Raw genomic sequence first — 343 nt, 5'->3', positions numbered from 1 at the left:
GGTCCAGCATCGGCGTGGCAGAGCGCAGTTGCTGGCGAGCGAACAGCACCAGCAGCGCAAGCCCGGCCGCCATCACCAGCATGGCGAACAGCAGCGATTGCGTGGCGCCGATACTGGCCTTGATGCCATAAACCACGCCGATGATCCCGGCGATGAGCACCAGCGCCTGGCCGACGGCCCATTTACCGGGCGTGGTGTGCTCGACGCGTGGCAACAGCACAAACACCACCGGGATCACCACCGCCATGATCGGGACGTTGATCAAAAACACCGACCCCCACCAGAAGTGCTCAAGCAGCGCGCCACCGATCAGCGGGCCCACCGCGGCGCCCGCCGCGCCCAC

1 pseudogene is annotated in these 343 nt (G+C 66.8%); it reads right to left on the bottom strand.

From position 1 onward, the window contains the following. Positions 1–343, bottom strand: a pseudogene (locus GHO41_RS29615) (MFS transporter); the annotation flags it as partial.

Source organism: Pseudomonas sp. FSL R10-0399 (genome assembly GCF_009600165.1).
GTDB lineage: Bacteria > Pseudomonadota > Gammaproteobacteria > Pseudomonadales > Pseudomonadaceae > Aquipseudomonas > Aquipseudomonas helleri.
This window is presented reverse-complemented; position numbering and strand designations above follow the sequence as displayed.